At 59.2% G+C, this 17891-nt stretch carries 15 protein-coding genes; 3 read left to right on the forward strand and 12 right to left on the reverse strand.

Annotated features, from left to right (window positions below):
• Positions 1 to 4 precede the first annotated feature (4 nt).
• The 4 genes from gltP to JJD74_RS19435 all read right to left on the reverse strand — a co-directional run bounded on the left by gltP (position 5) and on the right by JJD74_RS19435 (position 3028).
• Positions 5 to 1336, reverse strand: coding sequence for a glutamate/aspartate:proton symporter GltP (gene gltP / locus JJD74_RS19420; RefSeq protein WP_042556941.1), 1332 nt, complete (start codon positions 1334 to 1336; stop codon positions 5 to 7).
• Positions 1337 to 2037: 701 nt separating this feature from the next.
• Positions 2038 to 2502 carry an inhibitor of vertebrate lysozyme family protein gene (locus tag JJD74_RS19425; RefSeq protein WP_200616588.1) on the reverse strand — a complete coding sequence of 155 codons (465 nt, stop codon included), beginning with the start codon at positions 2500 to 2502 and terminating at the stop codon, positions 2038 to 2040.
• A gap of 2 nt (positions 2503 to 2504) precedes the next feature.
• Complete coding sequence (locus JJD74_RS19430; RefSeq protein WP_042556943.1) at positions 2505 to 2669, reverse strand: DUF1328 domain-containing protein; 165 nt, start codon at positions 2667 to 2669, stop codon at positions 2505 to 2507.
• Positions 2670 to 2743: 74 nt separating this feature from the next.
• Complete coding sequence (locus JJD74_RS19435) at positions 2744 to 3028, reverse strand: hypothetical protein (protein WP_042556944.1); 285 nt, start codon at positions 3026 to 3028, stop codon at positions 2744 to 2746.
• 427 nt (positions 3029 to 3455) lie between these two features.
• Between JJD74_RS19435 and algB the strand changes: the two genes are divergently transcribed.
• The gene (gene algB, locus JJD74_RS19440; protein ID WP_042556945.1) at positions 3456 to 4802 is read left to right on the forward strand and encodes a sigma-54-dependent response regulator transcription factor AlgB; all 1347 of its coding nucleotides are present in this window, start codon (positions 3456 to 3458) and stop codon (positions 4800 to 4802) included.
• Between the two features lie 10 nt (positions 4803 to 4812).
• Positions 4813 to 6603: a KinB sensor domain-containing domain gene (locus JJD74_RS19445; RefSeq protein WP_042556946.1), complete on the forward strand. Its 1791-nt coding sequence runs from the start codon at positions 4813 to 4815 to the stop codon at positions 6601 to 6603.
• Here the strand turns inward: JJD74_RS19445 and JJD74_RS19450 are convergent.
• From JJD74_RS19450 to JJD74_RS19480, 7 genes are all read right to left on the reverse strand, one after another.
• Positions 6600 to 8213 carry an EAL domain-containing protein gene (locus tag JJD74_RS19450; RefSeq protein ID WP_395599675.1) on the reverse strand — a complete coding sequence of 538 codons (1614 nt, stop codon included), beginning with the start codon at positions 8211 to 8213 and terminating at the stop codon, positions 6600 to 6602. The genes JJD74_RS19445 and JJD74_RS19450 overlap by 4 nt on opposite strands.
• A gap of 76 nt (positions 8214 to 8289) precedes the next feature.
• On the reverse strand, positions 8290 to 9072 hold the full coding sequence (locus tag JJD74_RS19455) for an N-acetylmuramoyl-L-alanine amidase (RefSeq protein WP_200616589.1): 783 nt from the start codon (positions 9070 to 9072) through the stop codon (positions 8290 to 8292).
• A 99-nt stretch (positions 9073 to 9171) separates the two neighbouring features.
• A complete protein-coding gene (locus JJD74_RS19460) occupies positions 9172 to 11229 on the reverse strand; it encodes a diguanylate cyclase (RefSeq protein WP_200616590.1) in 2058 nt (685 codons plus the stop codon).
• Positions 11226 to 12104 (reverse strand): endonuclease/exonuclease/phosphatase family protein, encoded by an 879-nt coding sequence (locus tag JJD74_RS19465; RefSeq protein ID WP_115147887.1) that lies wholly within the window; start codon positions 12102 to 12104, stop codon positions 11226 to 11228. Before JJD74_RS19465 ends, JJD74_RS19460 begins: the two co-directional genes overlap by 4 nt.
• Before the next feature lie 14 nt (positions 12105 to 12118).
• Entirely contained in the window at positions 12119 to 12760 is a 642-nt protein-coding gene (locus tag JJD74_RS19470) for a thiol:disulfide interchange protein DsbA/DsbL (protein ID WP_042556951.1), read from the reverse strand.
• Positions 12761 to 12948: 188 nt separating this feature from the next.
• On the reverse strand, positions 12949 to 13560 hold the full coding sequence (locus JJD74_RS19475) for a c-type cytochrome (RefSeq protein WP_042556952.1): 612 nt from the start codon (positions 13558 to 13560) through the stop codon (positions 12949 to 12951).
• Positions 13561 to 13605: 45 nt separating this feature from the next.
• Entirely contained in the window at positions 13606 to 13863 is a 258-nt protein-coding gene (locus JJD74_RS19480) for a c-type cytochrome (protein ID WP_042561931.1), read from the reverse strand.
• 217 nt (positions 13864 to 14080) lie between these two features.
• On the opposite strand from JJD74_RS19480, the gene yihA reads away from it, so the two are divergent.
• Positions 14081 to 14725, forward strand: coding sequence for a ribosome biogenesis GTP-binding protein YihA/YsxC (yihA, locus tag JJD74_RS19485; RefSeq protein ID WP_150595860.1), 645 nt, complete (start codon positions 14081 to 14083; stop codon positions 14723 to 14725).
• A 329-nt stretch (positions 14726 to 15054) separates the two neighbouring features.
• Here the strand turns inward: yihA and polA are convergent, their stop codons facing one another.
• Positions 15055 to 17859 (reverse strand): DNA polymerase I, encoded by a 2805-nt coding sequence (gene polA / locus JJD74_RS19490; protein WP_200616591.1) that lies wholly within the window; start codon positions 17857 to 17859, stop codon positions 15055 to 15057.
• Positions 17860 to 17891 lie beyond the last annotated feature (32 nt).

Here is a 17891-nt window from a genome sequence, read left to right on the forward strand (position 1 = left end):
TGGATTACTGCTTGGAAATCTCGCCGGCCGGCAGTTTTTCCTTGCTGCGCCAGTGCGGCAGGGAGTTCCAGTAGCGCTCGCCCTTGGCGTCGTCGTACATGCCTTCCCAGCGGGAGATAACCAGCACGGCCAGAGCGTTGCCGATCACGTTCAGCGCGGTACGGGCCATGTCCATGATGCGGTCGACACCGGCGATGAACGCCAGGCCTTCGAGCGGAATACCAACGCTGCCCAAGGTCGCCAGCAGCACCACGAAGGACACGCCCGGTACGCCGGCGATGCCTTTGGAGGTGACCATCAGGGTCAGCACCAACAGCAGTTGCTGGCTGATCGACAGGTCGATGCCGTACAGCTGGGCAATGAAGATCGCGGCGATGGACTGGTACAGGGTCGAACCGTCGAGGTTGAACGAGTAACCGGTCGGTACCACGAAACTGCAGATGGCTTTCGGCGCGCCGTAGGCTTCCATCTTCTCGATCACGCGCGGCAGCACGGTTTCCGAGGAGGCGGTGGAGTAAGCCAGTACCAGTTCATCCTTGAAGATGCGCATCAGCTTCAACACCGAGAAGCCAAACAGCTTGGCGATCAGGCCCAGCACCACAAAGGCGAAGAAGGCGATGGCGACGTAAACCAGGATCACCAGTTTGGCCAGCGGTACCAGGGAAGCGAAGCCGAAGTTGGCCACGGTCACCGCGATCAGTGCGAATACGCCGATCGGGGCGTAGTTCATGATCATGTGGGTGACTTTGAACATGCTTTCCGAGACGCCCTGGAACATCTTCACCAGCGGCTCGCGCAGGTCCGACTGCAGGCTCGACAGACCGAGACCGAACAGCACGGAGAAGAAGATGATCGGCAGCATTTCGCCGCGGGCCATGGCCGCAAAGATGTTCGACGGGATCAGGTTGAGGATGGTCTCGATGAACGCGTGTTCATGCTGTACTTCGGCAGCAGTCGCCTGGTACTTGGAAATGTCCACCGTACCCAAGGTGCTCATGTCGATGCCGGTACCCGGATGGAACAGGTTGGCCAGCACCAGACCGACGACGATGGCGATGGTGGTAACGATTTCGAAATAGATGATCGTCTTCAGGCCGATACGCCCGAGTTTCTTGGCGTCGCCCACGCCGGCGATGCCGACGATCAGGGAAGAGATGACAATCGGGATCACGATCATCTTGATCAGACGGATAAAGATATCGCCTGCCGGTTGCAGGACGTTGCTGATCCACCAGGCCTTCTCGGCACTGAAATGGTTGAGCAACGCGCCGATTGCAATCCCCAGAACCAGACCGATGAGGATCTGCCAGGCGAGGCTAATTCTTGCCTTCTTCATTATCTTTACCCTTACTTGCGTTTGACTCAGGCACATGCAGGAACTGGAACGCTTTTTAGCGGAAAAGTCTGTGCATCTGCCTCCGTATAAGGTGCCCCGAAGCGCGTATTGACGGCTCTTCGGCAGGCGAAAAAAGGCGCAACTATTCCGATGCAAGGTTGCGCCGTCTAATGCCGTAAACGCCTACCCTATGCCGAATCGGCATGAGCTTTTTTAAATGAAACTGGCGTCCCAACCGGTTCGATTGTGACATTTCGGCCGGCATAAGTGCCGTGAACCGGCCATCGCAGCGTAAATTGATTATTTTTTGAGCGAGGAATTTCGACGGAAATTTCAGGAAAAAGCCTACATATCGAGACCCGAAGTCCGACTGTTTAAAAGGTCTCTTTCTCGATATACGGTCGCCAGGAAACACCGCGTAATGTTTTCGCGCGCAGTGTGGGCGATAAAAAGAAGGGGCTGAACGCTCTGGATCAACGTTTTGCTTGAATGAAAGCTTGGCGCAAGCCCGTCGAACCCCTTTGGATTGACGAACTTGCGGCAGCTTTTACCCTGACCCGGCCCTTGCGCAGGCACTCCCTGTACCCGTAGGTCACTCCGACTCTGTAGCAGTCAGAACGTCCCGGCCCCCTGGTCATGCGCCGACCGTCATCGGGTGGGCGCAATAGAGGGCAGCGCAGGCGCTGCCCTCATGTTCAAACTCAGTACCACTTCGGATCTTTTTTCAATGTTTCCATCAACAGATCCTGCATGCCCTGATCAGGCTTGCCGAAGAACCTGTAAGTGGCATGTCGCGTTGGCGACTTGTCGGACGGCAGACCTTCAGGCACATCAACCAGCATGCCGTAGGCATCGTCCTTGTCGAAGCTGAACGCAACGATCAAGCGGTGATTGAGGCACTTGTCTGCATTTTCGCAGAGCGGGCCAACAAGGTATTTGTCGCCATCTTCTTCCACGGCATTCATCTGCTGTTCGGAAGTGCCGGACAGGTTCATCACCCAGTCCGGCAGGCGTTCTTCCTTCTTCACCACGCCTTGCCAGGTTTCCCTGTACTGCGAGTCGGAACTTAACAGTTCGTTGACCCGCGCCTGGCCGTCGTTGGCCGCCATCGCCATGGCACTACCGCCCAGAAGCAGGGCGGCTGCCAGTGTCTTCGAAACGCTCATCGTCAACCTCGGCCGCGACGGCCCATGAAGAACGACACAACGAACATCACCAGGAACACGACGAAGAGAATCTTGGCGATACCCGTGGCGGTGCCCGCGATACCACCGAAGCCCAGTACCGCAGCGATGATGGCAATGATCAAGAATGTGATTGCCCAACTCAACATGGTGATTCTCCTTACTTCTCTATTTAGGGATGTTGCGTGTTCCGGCGCATCGCGCCCGAATCCGGTTAATTCAATTAAAAGACCCAGCGCTCTTCACGCGGCAGCTGATCCATTGGCTGCGCCTGGTCGACGTCCATCATGCGCATCGAAGCGCTCTCGGCCGCAGTGTTGCTGACGGCACTGAAGTGCTTCTGCGTGCTGTGCTGGATCGAGATCAGCGGCTCAGGCTTCTGGCTGTTTTCCCAGCTCAGGTATTGCTGACACGCGATCAGGGTGATCAACAGCGCGAGCACGCCAAACAGACCTTGCTGGATATGCAGAGGCGAGATACGCATTTGGGCGGCACGTTGGCGAGTCATCCTGGGTTCCTCACGCTTATTCGGTTGGGGCAGTTCTGATCTGCCCGGGATGAACAAGGTATTGCAGCCTGCATGCCAGTTTTTTATCTAAAAAATAATCAATAAAATCAATAGCTTATATTGCACTGAGAAAATCCACGGGACGCATCCTGCACGATGCAGCATCTGTGGTCGTGCGCATTGCACGATTTTTTCGTAGGAGAATTCATTCTTATGGAATTGAGAGCAGGGCGCAGATGTCAGAAAAGTACGCAGGTAAATGCCTGCAAGGCAGTGATTGTTTAAAAATTCAACAAAATCAGTGGATTAGCCGTAAAGGCAGGAGAGGGCTACCCTCCTATGGCTGGCATCGTTCAGAATCAACCATGCAACTTGCCCGATTTTTCCGGGACTAACTCAAGATCAATCACTATGGAGCGTAGGAAAAATGGAATCTGCCACTGAGCAACAAGGCCGCATTCTGCTGGTGGATGATGAATCCGCCATCCTGCGAACTTTCCGCTATTGCCTCGAAGACGAAGGCTATACGGTGGCCACCGCCAACAGCGCGGCTCAGGCCGAGGCACTGCTGCAACGTCAGGTTTTCGACCTGTGCTTCCTTGATTTACGTCTGGGCGAAGACAACGGCCTCGACGTTTTGGCGCAGATGCGCATTCAGGCACCGTGGATGCGAGTGGTGATCGTCACCGCTCACTCGGCTGTCGACACGGCCGTGGACGCAATCCAGGCCGGCGCCGCCGACTACCTGGTCAAACCGTGCAGCCCGGACCAATTGCGGCTGGCGACTGCCAAGCAATTGGAAGTGCGCCAACTCTCCGCGCGTCTTGAAGCGCTGGAAGGCGAAATCCGCAAGCCCAAGGACGGCCTCGATTCCCATAGCCCGGCGATGAAAGTCGTCCTGGAAACCGCGCGGCAAGTGGCGGGTACCGATGCCAACATTCTTATTCTTGGCGAATCCGGCACCGGTAAAGGTGAGTTGGCCCGAGCTATTCACGGCTGGAGCAAACGCGAGAAGAAATCCTGTGTGACCATCAACTGCCCGTCGCTGACCGCCGAGTTGATGGAAAGCGAGTTGTTCGGTCACAGTCGCGGGGCGTTTACCGGCGCCAGCGAAAGTACCCTGGGTCGAGTCAACCAGGCAGACGGCGGCACACTGTTTCTCGACGAGATCGGCGATTTTCCCCTGACGTTGCAACCCAAGTTGCTGCGCTTCATTCAGGACAAGGAATACGAGCGGGTAGGTGACCCGGTGACTCGCCGCGCCGATGTGCGGATTCTGGCGGCGACCAACCTCAACCTCGAAGACATGGTGCGCGATGGTCGCTTCCGTGAAGACTTGCTGTATCGCCTCAACGTCATCACCTTGCACCTGCCACCGCTGCGCGAGCGGGCCGAGGACATTCTGACGCTGGCCGATCGCTTCCTCGCGCGCTTCGTCAAAGAGTACGCACGCCCGGCGCGCGGTTTCAGTGACGAGGCCCGTGAAGCGCTGCTCGGCTACCGTTGGCCAGGCAACATTCGCGAGCTGCGCAACGTGGTCGAGCGGGCGAGCATCATCTGCCCGCAGGAACGGGTGGAGATCACTCACCTGGGCATGGCTGAGCAACCGGCCAACAATGCGCCACGCGTCGGTGCCGCGCTGAGCCTGGATGAGTTGGAGAAAGCCCACATCGGCGCAGTACTCGCCACCGCCGGCACTCTGGATCAAGCCGCGAAAACCCTGGGCATCGACGCCTCGACGCTGTATCGCAAGCGCAAGCAGTACAACCTGTGAGTGCCCGACGATGAAACTGGCGATGAAGTTGCGGACCCGGTTGTTCCTCAGCATTTCCGCGCTCATCACCGTGGCCCTGCTTGGGCTGTTGCTCGGGCTGGTCAGCGTGATGCAAATGGCCGGCACTCAGGAAACATTGATCCGCAACAACTTTGTCACCCTCGACCTGGGGCTGAAACTGCGCCAGACCCTCGGCGATCAGCTGATCATGATGCTTGCCGAGAAGCCTGACCCGGAGGCGTTCGAAGCGTCCAAACAACATTATTTCCAGTTGCTTGACGAAGGCATTGCTCAGGAGGAGAAGGGTGATGGCCGTCATTACGGGTTCTCGCAGGCCAAATCCGATTACCTGAAGTTTCTCCAGGTGTTTGATCAGTCCCGTGACCCGGGTTCAGCCCTAAGTGGCAACAGCGACCTTCGTGAGCGTTTCAATACCTTGCGCAATGGCTTGATCGCCGAGCACAAGCACGCGCTCGACAACATTAATTCGGTACAGCACGCGGCCCGCGACCGGGCGTTGCTGATTGCGAGCCTGCTCGGGTTGGTCGGGCTGGCGGTGTTGATCATCGGGTTCATTACCGCGCACGGGATTTCCCGGCGCTTTGGTGCGCCCATCGAGGCGCTGGCCAAAGCGGCCGATAACATCGGCCAGGGCAATTTCGAAGTGACGCTGCCGATCTCCTCGGCGATGGAAGTGAATTTGCTCTCGCGCCGGTTCGGGCTGATGGCTGAGGCGCTGCGCGAGCATCAGGCCACTAACGTCGATGAGCTACTGGCCGGTCAGCAACGCTTGCAGGCGGTGCTCGACAGCATCGACGACGGCTTGTTGATGATCGACCGCCAAGGCCATCTCGAGCACCTCAACCCGGTCGCCCAGCGCCAATTGGGCTGGGACGACGACCGTCTCGGCCAGGGCTTGGGCAGCGCACTTGAGCGGCCGGAACTGGATGAGCAGCTGCAACTGGTGTTGCGCGGCGGCACGCTGGAGCGGGCGCCGGAAGACTTGAGCATCGAAGTCGATGGCGAGTCGCGCCTGCTGACTTATAGCCTGACTCCGGTCAGCCACACTCAAGGTCACATTCTTGGCGCGGTGATGGTGTTGCACGATGTCACCGAGCAAAGAGCCTTCGAGCGGGTGCGCAGCGAGTTTGTGCTGCGCGCGTCCCATGAACTGCGAACGCCGGTCACCGGCATGCACATGGCGTTCGGGCTGTTCCGCGAGCGTGCGAAGTTTGCGCCGGAATCTCGCGAGGCCGACCTGCTCGACACCGTCAACGAAGAAATGCAGCGCCTGATGCAATTGATCAATGACTTGCTCAACTTCTCGCGCTACCAGAATGGCTTGCAGAAACTGACGCTCGCGCCGTGTTCCATCGAAGATTTGCTGGCGCAGGCGCAGTTACGCTTTGCCGATTTGGCGGCGGAAAAAGGCATCGATTTGACTGTGGAAGTACAAGGACCATTGCCGCGCTTGCAGGCTGACCAGGCACAGCTTGATCGGGTGCTCGACAACCTTATCGATAACGCCTTGCGCCATACCGCCCGTGACGGCCAGATCCGTTTGCAGGCACGTCGCCATGGCGAGCGGGTGATCATCAGCGTCGAAGATAATGGCGAAGGCATTGCCTACGGCCAGCAAGGACGGATCTTCGAGCCGTTCGTTCAGGTCGGGCGCAAGAAGGGCGGGGCCGGGCTCGGTCTGGCGCTGTGCAAGGAGATTGTTCAGTTGCATGGTGGACGGATGGGCGTTTATTCGCGGCCGGGGCAGGGCACGCAGTTTTATATGGCTTTGGCGGTTTAGGCTTCGTCATCCATCCGGCGCCCTGCAATTCGCCGTCCGCGGGTGATCAGTTCGATGAACTGCACTGCACTCAGGGCATGGGCGAACAGCCAGCCCTGACCGAACTTCACGCCTTCGCTGCTGAGCAGTTCGGCTTGCGATTCCAGCTCGATCCCTTCGGCAATCACCTTCAGATCCAGGGCCTGCGCCATGTGAATGATGTGCGGAGCGACGCCGCTGCTGGCGGCGTCATGGCCGAGCGCGTCGATGAACGCCTTGTCGATTTTCAGGCAATCCACCGGCAGGGTTTGCAGGTAGGCGAGGCTGCAATAGCCGGTGCCGAAATCGTCGATCAGCACTTGATGGCCCAGATCGCGCAGCGCTTGCAGGTTATCCCGGGCGACCACCACATCAATCAAGCCGCGCTCGGTGACTTCGAAGGCAATCTGCTTGGCTGCCACTCTGTGCAGGGCCAGCAGCCGCGCCATGACCGGGCCGATGCGCGGCACCATCACGTCGCATGCGGCAAGGTTGACTGAGATATACAGCTGCGGATTGGCGCGCAACACTGGCCCCAATTGCTCCAGTAGGCGCTGAAGGACAAAGTCGGTCATCTGGCGAATCTGCCCGGTATTTTCCGCCATCGGGATAAACAGGTCCGGGCTGGTCAATGTGCCGTCCGGACGGCGCCAACGCAGCAAGGCTTCAGCGCCGACGCAGTTGCGGCTGTCGAGGTCGAAGATCGGTTGATAGAGCACTTGCAGTTCGCCGCGGCGGATGGCGCCGTGCAGTTCGGCATCCAGTGACTGGCGCTGGCGCACCAGCAAAAATATGCAGAACCCCACGACAGCGCCCAGCACCAGGCAGGCCGGGACTATCCACCACCAGATGGTGGGGATCTGCATGCCGGTGCGCGGCGTGATCAGCACCAACTGATATTCCGGGTTGTCGGTGGGCATGCGGTAGATCAACCGATTCTGGGTGACTTGCAGGGCGTCGCGGCTTTTTGGCGGCCAGGGTTCCGCTGGTGGCCATGTCTGCGCAGTGCCGAGCACCGGAATTGCGCGGGAGCCGTGGTCCAGCACCACCAGCAGGCTGCTGCCGGGTGACAGGTCGACCATGTCGGTCAAATGCCCGCGTGATGTAGCCACCCGAAAATTGCCGCGCCCCAGCATCAATGCTGCGCGGTTTTCGTCGGGTTCGGTTGTGGTGTTCAGCCAGTAGCTGTAGGTCGGGCCTTTGATGTCCGGCGCGCGGTTAACCGACAGACCCTCTTCGCGCGGACGATTGGAGCAGACTCGCGAGGCGTCCATATAAGCCGCTTCATAGACGAAGCGATAGTTGAAGGTGACTTGCCGCAGCGTGGCGATCATCTCGTCGTCACAACTGCGCAACGGCTGGGCTTCGAGGTCGTCGAGGCTTTCGCGTAGTTGTCCGAACAACTGCTCGAGCCGGGCGAGAAAGCGTTCGCCCTGAGCGTTCATTACCTGGCTTTCACTTTGTTCGACCTGGCGCATCGCCACGAACATCGCGCCGCTGAATAACAGGCCTGCACTGAGGACGGCCGCGATCATCGCCAAAAACCCTGGGCGATAAAACCAGCTACGCAGCGTCGCTCGGGTAGCAACCATCATGGAATATCCGAAGAATTACCAATGAGTTATAGCTGCTGATTGGAAGTTCGCCCTGACCGTCGGGCGGGCGTCATTATTTTGTCTGATTTAGAACCAGCAGCAACGCCGCCGTTTGCGCGTCCGGGGTGCCGTCAAACCGCGAAGGGCGGAAGTGCATCTGGAACGCGGCGAGGACGTGGCGCGTCGCGACGTCCAGCTCGCCAGTTTGCGGCGTCTCATAGCCCAGATGGGCCAACTGCGCCTGAAACCAGCTGATGCCTGGCAGCTCGCCGCTGGTGAACAACGCTTGCTGGCGCGCTACGGCCTGTTCGTTCGGCCACACGCCCAAACCTTCGGCGGCGAGACGCTTCCACGGGAACAGTGGCCCTGGATCAAGCTTGCGCAGGGGCGCGATGTCGCTATGACCGATGATGTGCTGCGGGCTGATGCCGTTGCGCTTGCTGATGTCTTTGAGCAGGACGATCAGCGCTTGAATCTGCGCTTCGCTGTAGGGATACCACAGGCGCCCGGTTGGGGTGTCTGTGAAACCAGGGTTGACGATTTCGATACCGATGGAGCTGGAGTTGAGCCAGGTGCGGCCCTGCCATTGGCTCTCACCGGCGTGCCAGGCGCGCTGGTTTTCGTCCATCAGCTTGTAGACAGTGGCGCGCTGGTCGTCACCGATCAGGTAGTGGCTGCTGACTTCACCGTGGGTCAGCAACTGAAGCGAACGCTCGAGGGAAGCCGAGGTGTAATGCACGACCACGAACTGGATACGGCTGTCGTAGTTGGCGGAAGGATGGCTGGTGTCATAACGCGGACCGCTGGCACAACCGGCCAGAACGAGTAGCGACGCGAGGAGGGCAAAAAATTTCATGGCAGAGGGCAATTACGCAAGACAGTAATGCAACAGTGTAACGTACTGCCTTGGGTCCAGACGGTCAGCGAGCGGATTTAAACAAAATGGAACAATTTCTCAGCCCAGCTCAACTCGATTGCGCCCGCCATTTTTAGCCCGGTATAGCGCCTGATCGGCTCTTTTAAGCACCAGATCGCTGTGTTCTCCTGGCTTGAACGATGCCAGCCCCATGGAAATCGTGATCGTCACCCGTTCACCCTTGAAATGGAACGGGCACGCTTCGATCGCTGCGCGCAGGGTTTCCAACATTTTTGCACCGACCGCTGGCGGGGTGGCCGGCATCAGCAGAACGAACTCTTCGCCGCCGAAACGTGCGATGAAATCGGAACCGCGCAGGCGTTTGCGCAACACCGTGGCAATGATCTTCAGGACTTTGTCACCGGCCAGGTGGCCGTAGTTGTCGTTGATTCGCTTGAAATGATCAAGGTCGAGCATTGCCAGGCTCAGTGTGTTGCCGTGCTGCTGCCATTGCTTGATCTCATGCTCGAGACGTTCGCTCCAGGCCGCGCGGTTGGGCAGGCTGGTGAGCGGATCGATAAGGGCTTTCTGGCGTTGCTCTTCAAGGTGTTCGCGAAAGCCCTGGGCTTCTTGCTCCATGTGCGCCACGCGCTCGGAGAGGCCTTTGAGGCGCGTCGCGACTTCCTGTTCCCGGGCATCGCGCTGCTTCTGGTGTTGATCCATGGTGCCGAGCAAGCCTTCGAGATGATTTTCCAGCACCTGCTTGAGGTCATCCAGGTCGGCAGCCTCCTGGACACTGGTCTGCAAGCCGTCGACTTGCTCCCGGATCTGAGTGTCCATCGCCCGCGCCGCCGAACTGTTGTCGGCATGGCCTTCGCTGGCGGCTTGCAAATTGCTCTGGAACGCTTCGAGGCGTTCGTTGAGTTGCTGCAGATACGCTTCGAATTCGTGCTGACCGCTGTCGGTAATCGCCAGCATCAACGTCGCCAGATCGTCGAGGATCGGGATCAGTTCGTACCAGTTCAAGCCATGCTTGAGCCGCTCGCGCATGGCTTCGGCTTGTGGGCGATGTCGTTCGGGCAGGGTCAGGTCGTCGAGCAGGCCGATCAGCGTGTCTTCGATGTGTTTGGCCACGGAGCTGTAGGACGGCTCCGGGGAATCCGGCAGGGCGAAGAGGATGTCGTGCTCGGATTGCTCCGGATCAATCGCCGCCAGTGCTTGAGCGATGGGCGGCGGCAGGGGCAGGGTGTCGAGGAACAGCGGCTCTGGATCGCCGGGGTGGATCAATTCGTCGGGGTTGAAGGCGACAGGTAAAACAACTGGCGTCGGAGCAGGTGTTGGCGCGGTTTCGGGCTCGGATTCGACTGCGTCTGCTTCATGTGCAGCTTTGATCACTTCGCTGGCCACCGTTGGCGGCACGAAGGTCGTTATTTGCGGTTCCCGCTGAGGCGCAAGCGCAGGTGTCTCGGAAATCGCGGTTGGCGCGGCGTCCTGGGTAACGGCAGCGGCCACCGGGGGCTCAGTGACTGCGACAGGCTCTGGGGCGGGTTCGTCTGCAGGTGCAGGTGCAACTGCCGGTTGTGCCGTCGGCGCAACTTGAGCTTGCGCTGTCGGTTCCGGCGCCTCCTCGCTGTCTCGGCTGCCGAAAAGCCTTTGCAGCAACCCTGGCCGGCCAGGTTCGGCGGGTGTCTCCACCTGACTCAACGCCTTGCCCTGCAGGCCGCTGAGTTCACCCAGCAGCAGCGGCAGTTCCCTGGCCTGACCGACACGGCCATCCAGTTGTTTGGCAAATTTCTTCAGGGGCTGGGCGACTTCCCGTGGCAGCGGCAACGCTTGCAGCTGAGTCACCAGCGCGTTCAGTGCAGTGCTGACCTGATCGATCCGGGTTTCGCGACGCTGCTCGGAATCGAGCACGGCTTTTTCCAGGCGCGGCAACAGAGCGGCGAGGCCGGCGTCCATGTTGTCGGAGCGCACCACGTCGCGCATTTCTTTCATGCATTGATCAACGACGCGGTCGGTGCCCTCAGCGGCCAGCGTGCTGCGCACCAGGCCTCGGCGCAGCAGGTCGAGCCTTGCGGCCCAGCGACGTTCGAGTTTGTCCTGTTGTTCGATGCTTTTGAGGTATTTCTCTTTCCAGCGCTGGGCTTCGTCGCTCATTCAGGGGTTCCGCGAGGGGCAGGACTCAACGCGGGCAATGCATCGGCCGTGAGCGAACCCGGCAGACGAATCTCTACCGCGACCGGCAGGTGATCGGAAATCGGTTGTGCCAGCACTTCGACCTTTTCCAGGGTCAGGGTCGGGCTGAGCAAAATATGATCAAGGCAGCGCTGAGGACGCCAGCTGGGGAATGTCGCTTCCACCTGCGGGGCCAGCAGGCCGAGATCGCGTAAGGGCGACTGTTGTAGCAGATCGCTGGCATGGGTGTTCATGTCGCCCATCAATATCTGATGTTTGTAGCCACCGATCAAATCACGAATATAGGCCAGTTGCAGGCTGCGCGTTCGCGCGCCAAGGGCCAAATGCATCATCACCACCACCAGCGCTTCCGGGCCTTCGCCGAAGCGCAGCAGGATCGCGCCGCGACCTTTTGGGCCGGGCAGCGGATGATCCTCGATCGCCCACGGCTTGAGGCGACTGAGCACGCCATTGCTGTGCTGGGCCAGTCGACCGAGGTTGCGATTGAGTTGTTGATACCAGTAGGGGAAGGCGCCGAGATGGGCCAGGTGTTCGACTTGATTGATGTAGCCCGAGCGCAGGCTGCCGCCATCGGCCTCCTGCAATGCGACCAGGTCGAAGTCGCCGAGCAGGTCGCCGATCTTCTGCAGATTGCCTGAGCGCCCGGTGTGCGGCAGCAGGTGCTGCCAGCTGCGGGTCAGGTAATGCCGGTAACGCTCGGTGCTGATACCGACCTGAATGTTGAAACTGAGCAAGCGCAGACGATGATCCGCTGGCAGGCCCGTGGACGCCAGGTGATGCTCGTTGACTTGCGGATCATGCAAGCCAACGATGCGTTCGGTCTTCCAGCGGCGCATGGCGGTTGCCGCGCTTAGTTGGCAGCAGCCTTGTTGGTGGCTCGCTCTTTGGCAACCAGTTGGTCAGCCAGTTTCAGCGCTTGCTCGGCACCACCGGCGGAGCCGATGTCGAAGCGATATTTGCCGTTGACGATCATGGTTGGCACGCCGGTGATTTCATACTTCTTGGCCAGTTCGCGAGCCTTTACGATCTGACCCTTGATGGCGAAAGAGTCGAAAGTGGCGAGGAACTTGTCCTTGTCCACGCCTTGAGTGGCGAGGAAGTCAGCCATGTCGTTCTTGTCGATCAGCTTCTTGTGCTGCTTCTGGATCGCTTCAAACACAGCGCTGTGAACCTTGTGTTCAACACCCATAGCTTCCAGCGTCAGGAACATCTGGCCGTGAGCGTCCCATGGGCCGCCGAACATGGCTGGAATACGCACGAAGTTGACGTCGGATGGCAGTTTTTCAACCCACGGATTGATCACTGGCTCAAAGGAGTAGCAATGCGGGCAGCCGTACCAGAACAGCTCTACCACTTCGATCTTGCCAGGCACGGCAACCGGCACCGGATTGCTCAGCTCTACATAAGGGGCGGCAGGGGCTTCAGCGGCCTGGGCAGTCACGCCGAACAGGCTGGCAGCGACGAGGGCGGCGCTGATGATCAGATTACGCATGCTTTACTCCTGGACAAATTGGGTCGCCTCGCGCGACCTGTTTTCAGACAGGCCTTGGCGGGCATGAGTTCTGTAGTGTAACGGCAGCGGCCACAAAAAAGGGCGGCCAAAGCCACCCTTTTTATACTTGCTGCGACGGATTAATCGAGCGTTAACGTTGCGCGAGATGTCCGTTGCAGCCAGGGCTCTTAGTGCAGGCCCTGAATGTAGCTGGAGACCGCGGCGATGTCTTCATCACTCAGGCGCTTGGCAATGGTCTGCATGGTCATCGTGTCACCATCGTTGGTACGGCCGCCTTCTTCCTTGCGGAAATCGGTCAGCTGTTTGGCGATGTATGAAGCGTGTTGACCACCCAGGTGCGGGAAGCCGGCAGCAGCGTTGCCGCTGCCATTGGGCGAGTGGCAACCGGTGCAGGCTGGCAGGCCCTTGGTCAGGTTGCCACCACGGAACAGGGCTTCACCGCGCGCCACAAGCTTGGGATCGGCGGCGCCGACGCTGCCTTTCTGGCTGGCGAAGTAGGCAGCCATGTCGGCCAGATCCTGATCGCTGAGGTTGGTCAGCAGACCAGTCATTTCCAGAACTACGCGCTTGCCCGACTTGATGTCGTGTAGCTGCTTGGTCAGGTAGCGTTCACCTTGACCGGCCAGTTTTGGAAAGTTTGGCGCCATGCTGTTCCCGTCCGGGCCATGGCAGGCTCCGCATACAGCGACTTTCGCCTGACCTGCTGCGGCATCACCTGCAGCATGGGCGAAGCCAGTTATTCCCACGGTCAACAGCAGACTCACGATCAATTTGTTCATCAGCTAATCCAACTACGGCTAAGGGTTAAGAGTTATGGACCGGGCTTACTCGCTCATCCAAAGGATGATGGCTTGGTAATCCTCGGCACTGCAGTCCATGCACAAACCACGCGGCGGCATCGCCTTGAAACCCTGGGTCACGTGTTGCACCAGCGTCTCCATACCTTTCGCCAACCTCGGCGTCCAAGCTGCCTGATCGCCTCTTTCGGGCGCCATGGGTAGTTGGCCGGAATGACAGGCACTACAAACACGGTTGTACACGGCTTCCGGATCCTGTGTAGCCTGTGCGCTGCAAAGCGGCATCAAGACTCCGGCAGCCAGCAGCCATTTAAACGACCTTTTCAGGGTTGAGAGCGTTTTGCGTTCTAATGCGCAATCAAGGTCTGTCGCTCTCGTAAACTTCGTCCTTCGCTGGGACAAAGCACACACAAAATCTGCGGCATTATATACTGGCGTCACTGAAACGGAAGCGACACCGCGTTCCGCGCCCATTCCCGGCGCCGCCCACATCGGAAATCCCATGCAGCTCAAAAATCCCATCCTCGGCCTGTGCCAACAGTCCACGTTCATGCTCAGTGCTGCCAAAGTCGATCAGTGCCCCGACGACGAAGGCTTTGAAGTGGCATTTGCCGGTCGTTCAAACGCCGGCAAATCCAGCGCCCTGAACACCCTGACTCACGCCAGCCTGGCGCGTACCTCGAAAACTCCGGGTCGCACACAGCTGTTGAACTTCTTCAAGCTAGACGAAGATCGTCGTCTGGTCGACCTGCCGGGCTACGGTTATGCAAAAGTACCTATCCCGCTGAAGATGCACTGGCAGCGTCACCTTGAGGCTTACCTGGGTGGCCGCGAGAGTTTGAAGGGTTTGATTCTGATGATGGACATCCGTCATCCAATGACCGACTTCGACCTGCTGATGCTCGACTGGGCGGTTGCGGCCGGCATGCCGATGCACATTCTGCTGACCAAAGCGGACAAGCTGACCTACGGCGCAGCGAAGAACACGCTGCTCAAGGTTCAGGCGGAAATTCGTAAGGGTTGGGGTGATCTGGTGACTATCCAGCTGTTCTCGGCGCCGAAACGCATGGGCCTGGAAGAGGCCTACACTGTATTGGCGGACTGGATGGAACTGGCCGACAAAGGCGCCGAAACGGCGTCTGAGTAAAAGGATTTCAAAATCGTCTGTGGTGTCTTGCGTAGCACCACAGCCGATTTTTGGGCAAAAAAAGCCCCGGATTTCAGTGGGGAGGGAGAAATTCCGGGGTTTAAGTTCCGAACCGCTAGGGCGGGGTTCAGATATCTGCCAACACTTAACACAACATAGGAGCATTGAAGGGCTTCACCAGCCATTCAGTAACTCTGAGTAGCGAGCTGCAAGATTAGTTCAGATTTTTTTCAAAAAGCTTTGGAATAAGCCCAAGCGCTATTCGGACTAAGCACCGTTCAACGGGTTTGCCGCGGCGTGAAGCCGCAGCAAAACCGACTCAAAATGGTTTAGTGCGCCTCATCCCAGTTATTGCCCACACCCACTTCGACCAGCAGCGGCACATCCAGCTTCGCCGCTTCGCTCATGTGCTGACGAATTTCGGCGCTGACCTGATCAACCAGATCCTCGCGAACCTCCAGCACCAGTTCATCGTGCACTTGCAGGATGACTCGCGCGTCCAGCCCGGAGGTCGTCAGCCAGTTATCCACCGCGACCATGGCTTTCTTGATGATGTCGGCTGCCGTGCCTTGCATCGGCGCGTTGATTGCCGTGCGTTCAGCGGCAGCGCGTTCCTGCGGCTTGTTGGAGTTGATTTCCGGCAAGTACAGGCGACGGCCGAAGAACGTTTCGACATAACCCTGATCCGCAGCCTGCGCGCGGGTGCGATCCATGTACTCGCGAACGCCCGGATAACGCGCAAAGTAGGTGTCGATGTAAGCCTTGGCGGTCTTGGTGTCGACGCCAATGTCCTTGCCGAGTTTCTGTGCGCCCATGCCGTAGATCAGGCCGAAGTTGATCGCCTTGGCGCCACGGCGCTGGTCGGAAGTCACTTCGTTGAGCTCGACCTTGAACACTTCGGCAGCGGTGGCGGTATGCACATCCAGATTGTTGCGGAAGGCGTTCATCAAGCCTTCGTCCTTGGACAGGTGGGCCATGATCCGCAGTTCGATCTGCGAATAGTCCGCCGCCAGCAGTTTGTAGCCTTTTGGCGCGACGAAGGCCTGACGGATGCGTCGGCCTTCAGCGGTACGCACCGGAATGTTCTGCAGGTTCGGATCGCTGGAGGACAGACGCCCGGTCGATGCCACGGCCTGATGGTACGAGGTATGGACGCGCCCGGTGCGCGGGTTGATCTGCTCCGGCAGGCGATCGGTGTAGGTGCTTTTCAGCTTGCTCATGGAGCGATGCGCCATCAGCACTTTCGGCAAGCGGTGATCGTCCTCGGCGAGTTTTGCCAGCACTTCTTCGGCAGTGGACGGCTGGCCCTTGGCGGTTTTCTTCAAAACCGGCAGGCCGAGTTTTTCGTAGAGAATCACGCCGAGCTGCTTGGGCGAGCCCAGGTTGAACTCTTCCCCAGCGATTTCGAACGCTTCGCGCTCCAGCGCGACCATCTTGTTGCCCAGCTCAATGCTCTGGATACCGAGCAGCTCGGCATCGACGAATGCGCCCTGGCGTTCGATGCGCGCTAGTACCGGTACCAATGGAATCTCGATGTCGGTCAGCACGCTGGCCAGGCTTGGAATGGCGCTGAGTTTTTCGAACAGCGTCTGGTGCAGACGCAAGGTGATGTCGGCGTCTTCGGCGGCATACGGCCCGGCCTGTTCCAGCGCGATTTGATCGAAGGTCAGTTGCTTGGCGCCTTTGCCGGCGATGTCCTGGAAACTCACGGTGGTGTGGTCCAGGTACTTCTGCGCGAGGCTGTCCATGTCGTGGCGGGTGGCGGTGGAGTTGAGCACGTAGGACTCAAGCATCGTGTCGAAGGCGACGCCGCGCACGGTGATGCCTTCGTTCTGATCGCCGCCGATGGCGCAGTTGGCCAGAATGTTCATGTCGAACTTGGCGTGTTGGCCGACCTTGAGTTTGTTCGGGTCTTCCAGAATCGGCTTGAGCGCGCGCAGTACAGTGTCGCGATCCAGTTGCTCCGGCACGCCGATGTAGGAGTGGGTCAGCGGAATGTACGCCGCTTCGTTGGCCTGCACCGCGAACGACAGACCGACAAGCTGCGCCTGCTGCGCATCGATACCGGTGGTTTCAGTGTCGAAGGCGAACAGTTGGGCGTTTTTGAGTTTTTCCAGCCAGACGTCAAAACGCGCCTGATCAAGGATGGTTTCATAAGCCGCTTCAGCCGGGGCGGCCGGGGCTTCGGCCTCTGGCGCGCTGAACAGATCACCCGCCGGCTCAGGCGCCGCAGCGCTGCTCAGCTCCAGGCGTTTGGCGTCGCGATCGAGATCGTTGATCCAGCTTTTGAATTCCAGCAGCGTGTACAGCTCGTAGAGCTTGGCCGGATCTTCGGCGCGCATCTGCAAATCGTCGAGTTCGACGTCCAGCGGCACGTCGATCTTGATGGTCGCCAGTTGATAGGAGAGGAAAGCCATCTCCTTGTGTTCTTCGAGCTTGGCCGGCAGGGTCTTGGCGCCGCGAATCGGCAGGGTTGGCACGATGTCGAGCTGCGCGTAAAGCTCGGTCAGGCCACCGTTGACGCCGACCAGCAGGCCGGATGCGGTTTTCGGGCCGATGCCGGGAACGCCCGGAATGTTGTCGGAAGAGTCGCCCATCAGCGCCAGATAATCGATGATCTGCTCCGGAGCGACGCCGAATTTCTCCTTCACGCCCTCCACGTCCATCGAGCTACCGGACATGGTATTGACCAAGGTAATGTGGCCATCGACCAGTTGCGCCATGTCCTTGTCGCCGGTGGAGATGATCACCGGGCGATCCGCCGCCGCACTGCTGCGGGCCAGCGTGCCGATCACATCGTCGGCCTCGACGCCTTCCACGCACAGCAGCGGGAAGCCGAGGGCGATCACGCTCTGGTGCAGGGGCTCGATCTGTACGCGCATGTCGTCGGGCATGCTCGGGCGGTTGGCCTTGTATTCGGCGTACATCTCATCGCGAAATGTGCCGCCCTTGGCGTCGAAAACCACGGCGAACGGACTGTCCGGGTACTGTTTGCGCAAACTTTTGAGCATGTTCAGCACGCCCTTGACCGCACCGGTCGGCAGACCTTTGGAGGTGGTCAAAGGAGGCAGGGCGTGGAAAGCGCGGTACAGGTAAGACGAACCGTCCACCAGGACGAGGGGGGCTTGGCTCATGAGCAGAATCAACCTTTTCGGCGGGCCCGGCG

The organism is Pseudomonas sp. MF6776 (assembly GCF_016613125.1).
GTDB classification, from domain to species: Bacteria; Pseudomonadota; Gammaproteobacteria; order Pseudomonadales; family Pseudomonadaceae; genus Aquipseudomonas; species Aquipseudomonas iridis.